This window comes from Mycobacterium sp. (genome assembly GCF_050701675.1).
Lineage (GTDB): Bacteria > Actinomycetota > Actinomycetes > Mycobacteriales > Mycobacteriaceae > Mycobacterium.
Genome location: NZ_JBOGDD010000645.1, coordinates 1 through 4,353 on the forward strand (window position 1 = coordinate 1; position 4,353 = coordinate 4,353).

General features: G+C 68.0%; 5 protein-coding genes. 2 read left to right on the forward strand and 3 right to left on the reverse strand.

Features of this window, described 5'->3' with window-relative positions; genetic code table 11:
• Positions 1–1,283, forward strand: a 1,283-nt coding sequence (locus tag ACRDUX_RS19825) for an amino acid permease (protein ID WP_526415723.1), incomplete at its 5' end; no start/stop codon positions are given.
• Positions 1,284–1,387: 104 nt separating this feature from the next.
• On the forward strand, positions 1,388–2,446 hold the full coding sequence (locus ACRDUX_RS19830) for a PucR family transcriptional regulator ligand-binding domain-containing protein (protein WP_526415724.1): 1,059 nt from the start codon (positions 1,388–1,390) through the stop codon (positions 2,444–2,446).
• A gap of 18 nt (positions 2,447–2,464) precedes the next feature.
• Here ACRDUX_RS19830 and tsaD read toward each other — a convergent pair whose 3' ends face one another.
• From tsaD to tsaB, 3 genes are all read right to left on the reverse strand, one after another.
• Entirely contained in the window at positions 2,465–3,487 is a 1,023-nt protein-coding gene (gene tsaD / locus ACRDUX_RS19835) for a tRNA (adenosine(37)-N6)-threonylcarbamoyltransferase complex transferase subunit TsaD (protein ID WP_526415725.1), read from the reverse strand.
• Complete coding sequence (gene rimI, locus ACRDUX_RS19840; RefSeq protein ID WP_526415726.1) at positions 3,484–3,936, reverse strand: ribosomal protein S18-alanine N-acetyltransferase; 453 nt, start codon at positions 3,934–3,936, stop codon at positions 3,484–3,486. Before rimI ends, tsaD begins: the two co-directional genes overlap by 4 nt.
• Positions 3,933–4,353, reverse strand: a 421-nt coding sequence (gene tsaB / locus ACRDUX_RS19845) for a tRNA (adenosine(37)-N6)-threonylcarbamoyltransferase complex dimerization subunit type 1 TsaB (RefSeq protein ID WP_526415727.1), incomplete at its 5' end; no start/stop codon positions are given. The genes tsaB and rimI, both read right to left, overlap by 4 nt.

Genomic DNA, 4,353 nt, shown 5'->3' on the forward strand with positions numbered 1-4,353 from the left:
GCATTGCGCTGGGCGACAGCACGGGCATGCCTGTCGCGTTCATCGTCGCCGGCGTGATCTTCCTGCTGTTCGCCGCGAGCTTCGTCGCGATGTCGAAGTACGTCAGCGACACCGGCGCTTTCTACGCGTATGTCCAGAAGGGCCTTGGCAAAGCCGCAGGGACCGGTGCAGCCGTCCTCGCGCTGCCTGCCTACATGGCGACGTTGCTCGCCGTGGCGGCGTACGACGGCGTCATCCTGGCCAGCCTCCTCGAGATCGTCGGTGGGCCTGCGGTGCCGTGGTGGGCGCTGACGGGCCTGGTGCTCCTCATCATCGCGTTCCTCGGCTATCGGGACATCGACCTCAGCGCCAAGGTGCTTGGTGTCTTCCTGGTGTCCGAGGTCGCCATCCTGGTCGTCCTGGACTTGGTGATCGTGGTGCAGGGTGGCGACAAGGGCATCACCGGCGATTCCTTCACTCCGTCCGGCCTCGCGGGCGCGTTCGGCATCGCGCTGCTCTACGCACTGTGGGGCTTCGTCGGTGTCGAGGCGACGGCCGTCTTCCGCGACGAGGCCAGGGACCCGGATCGCACGGTACCCCGCGCCACCTACTGGGCCGTCGGGATCGTGGCCAGCTTCTACGCCTTCTCGAGCTGGGCGCTGGTCGAGGGCAATGGCGGCAACGACGCCATTCAGATCGCCAAGGACGACCCGGACAACTTCATGGTCAACACGGCGGAGAAGTACCTCGGCATGCTGGGGAAGGACCTCACCACGCTGTTCTGGTTCGTCAGCGTGTTCGCCTGTGCGCTGGCATTCCACAACATCTGCGCGCGATACACGTACGTGCTGGGGCGCGACAACGTGCTCCCGAAGCGGTTCGGTGCCGTCCACGAACGCCTCGGCTCTCCGGCGAATGCGTCGGTCCTGATCACGGTCCTGTCGTTGGTGATCATGGGTGTGTTCGCCGCTTTGGGGCTCGACCCCGTGCTACAGATCTTCGGCCCACTCGGCGGGTTGGGCATCTGGGGGTTGTCGATTCTCTGGTTGCTGACGACGATCTCCGTCGCAATCTTCTTCAAGCGCCGCGGCGGACCGACGAACATCATCGTGCTTGCCGTGGTGGCGACGATCGCGCTGGCGGCGGCCGTGGTACTGATCGTCGTAAACCTCACCTTGGTCGTCGGCGGTTCCACGACCCTTGCCATCGTGTTCGGCATCGCACCACTGGTGTTCCTGGGGATCGGTGCCGCGCTGAGCGGACGCACGCCGGATGACCTGTCGGCGCCCACGCCGGCGCCGTAATCCCGATCGGGAGGAGCGCCCTCGGAACGCAGCAGGTCGCTGATACCGTCGGAATTCGGCGGCGCCAGCGACCTGCCGCGGTTTCGACGAGGAAACGGGGCGACATGTCTCAGGGCTCGCCACTGACCGTGGCATCGGCCTTGACGGTGCCGCCGCTGGACCAGGGCTCGGTGATCGCTGGGCACCGCGGGTTGACGCGCGACGTCCTCTGGGTGGACATCATGCACGCGCCGGCCGAAGCGTTCGTGCGAGCGGGTGACCTGGTGCTGACGACCGGCGCCGACACCCGTCAACCGGGGGTGCGCGAGTTCCTCACCTTCCTCGTCTCCTCGCCGGCGGCGGGTGTCGTGCTGAGTCCCCCGCCGGAAATCGACACCCGTGAACTCGTGGCCGCGCTGGTTCCGCTCGCCGACCGGCACGAGTTCCCGTTGGTGGTCCTGCCCTGGGAGATCGCCTTCGCTGCGGTCCAGCGGAGTCTGCTGCCCCTGGTCTCCGCGACGGCCCCCGATGCCCAGGTGCAGATGGCGATCGGCCGTCGTGAGGGCGGTGACGCCGGTTGGGGCGACACCGCACACGCCTTCACCGAGGCGCTCCGGGAGTTGGCCCTCTCCGCGGGTGTCACGGTGAAGTCATCCGTGACGGACGATCTAGTGATGAGTCATTTCGCGGCGGCCCAGCCTGCTTCCACGGTTTCGGATTTGGTCGAATCCGCCGGGCGGCAGAGCGGGATGCCGGAGGACTCCGTCAGTTGGGTGCTGCTCCCGCCCGCGCACGGCCATTCCGTCACCGTGGCTGCTTCGGTGCCGTCGTCGGTGCCGGGGGGTTCCGTCGGTCCGCTGCAGTTCGCCGAAGTGCTCCGACATCATCCGCTCAGCATGGCCACGATTCTCGAAACCCTGCGCCCGCTCGTCGTTTACGACAAGACGCGCCGCGGACAACTCGTTCACACGCTGGAGATCCTTCTCGACGAGGCGACGAATACCAGCGCGGCCGCGCGAGCGCTGTTCCTGAACCGGCACTCGCTGCTGTACCGGATCAAGCTCATCGAAGAACTCACGGGCATGTCACTGAAGAAGCCCGCGGACCGCTTCCAGTTGGAGGTCAGCGTTCGCGTCCATCAGATCAACGAGGCACGGATCGGCGGGCTGCACCCCTCGGCGTGACCGTCGGGTGACTGCACGTCATGCGACCTGCCCCCTCACCACCGGGAGGCCGGGATCGGTGGCCACCCCCAACGGCGAAGGGGACGCACCCGCCGCGATCAAGTGCGCGGCGAACGACGCGATCATTGCGCCGTTGTCGGTGCAGAGCCGCGGGCGCGGGACGCGGAGCGTCAAACCCGCCGCGGTACAGCGTTCCTCGGCGAGCTCGCGGAGCCGGGAGTTGGCCGCGACACCCCCCGCGATCAACAGCGTGGACACCCCGAGGACATTCGCCGCGCGCACTGCCTTCTTGGTGAGCACGTCGGCGACCGCCTCCTGGAAGCCCGCTGCAACGTCTGCCGTGGCGGCCTCGGGGTGTGACTCCACGTACCGGGCGACCGACGTCTTGAGCCCAGAGAAGCTGAACGCATGGGGGTCGTCACGCGGCCCGGTCATGCCGCGGGGGAACACGATCGCGTCGCGATCGCCGGTGCGCGCCAACTCGTCGAGCACCCTGCCGCCCGGATAGCCGAGGCCGAGCAGTCTGGCGATCTTGTCGTACGCCTCACCGGCCGCATCGTCGACGGTGCTGCCGAGTTCTTCGATCGGCTCGCCCAGCGATCGGACGTGCAGCAGGTTGGTGTGTCCGCCGGACACCAGCAGTCCGACGCTTTCGGGCAGCGGGCCGTGATCGTAGACGTCGGCGGCGAGGTGCCCACCGAGGTGGTTGACCGCGTAGAACGGTACCCCCCAAGCCGCCGAATAGGCCTTGGCCGCAGCCACTCCCACCAGAAGTGCGCCCGCGAGCCCCGGTCCGATGGTGGCCGCGACGACGTCCGGCCTGTCGACGCCCGCCGTCTCGAGCGCCCTGCGCATCGTTGGCCCGAGGGCCTCGAGGTGCGCCCGCGACGCGATCTCGGGTACCACTCCCCCGAATCTCGCGTGCTCGTCGACGCTGGAGGCCACCTCGTCGGCCAACAGCCGGACGGACCCGTCGGGGCCGAGCTCGCAGATGCCGACTCCCGTCTCGTCACACGAGCTTTCGATCGCCAGAACGATCATCGAGCCTCCCGCCGCATGGTGTAGGCATCGGCTCCGCTGGCCTGGTAGTAGCGCTTGCGCAGTCCCATCACTGCGAAGCCGGCCTTCTGGTACATGGCGATGGCAGGCGCGTTGTCCGTGCGGACCTCCAGGAAGACCGTGTCGCCGCCGGCGATGTCGAGCAGTCCGTCCAGAAGCACGCCGCCGACGCCCCGCCCCTGGTGGGCCTTGTCGACGCCGATGGTGTGAATCTCGTACTCATAGGGTGGTTTCCGGCCCAATCGGCTGACCCCTGCATACCCGATGAGCACTCCGTCGGAGCGTGCGGCGACATAGTGATTGTGCGCCGATTCGAGTTCACGGATGAACGCCGTTGCGGGCCACGGGTCGTCGCCAGGAAACAACTGGGCTTCCAATTCTGCGCAGCGATCGGCGTCGCCGACCGTCAGGGAACCGAATTCGACGGTCACGAGCGCACCTGTTGCGGTTTGGCGTCGGGACGGCGCAGATACAGCGGGATCAAGGGCTCCGGCGCCGACGTCCAGTCCACGGCACGCACCAGCCCGGACACCACCGGATACTCGGGCGGCAGGAGCGGGAGGCCGAAAAGGGCGGCGTGCTCCGGAGATCCGGCGACGCCGGCCGCGTCCGCGGGCACGTCGGCCGGGGCATTGACGGCAGGCCCGTCGATGCGGACACCGTCGCGGTAGCGCGCCCAGTAGACCTCCCGACGACGGGCGTCGGTCACCACCAGGATTTCGCCGGTGGTGTCCACGCCGATCGCGTCGAGGCTGCACACCCCGTATACCGGGATGCCGAGGGCGTGACCGTACGCGGCAGCCGTGGCCATCCCGACCCGCAGACCGGTGAACGGGCCTGGGCCGCAG

Bases quoted from the DNA above. Each gene is read 5' to 3' on its own strand.
- ACRDUX_RS19830 (WP_526415724.1), top strand. From the start codon at position 1,388: ATGTCTCAGGGCTCGCCACTGACCGTGGCATCGGCCTTGACGGTGCCG.
- tsaD (WP_526415725.1), bottom strand. From the start codon at position 3,487: ATGATCGTTCTGGCGATCGAAAGCTCGTGTGACGAGACGGGAGTCGGC.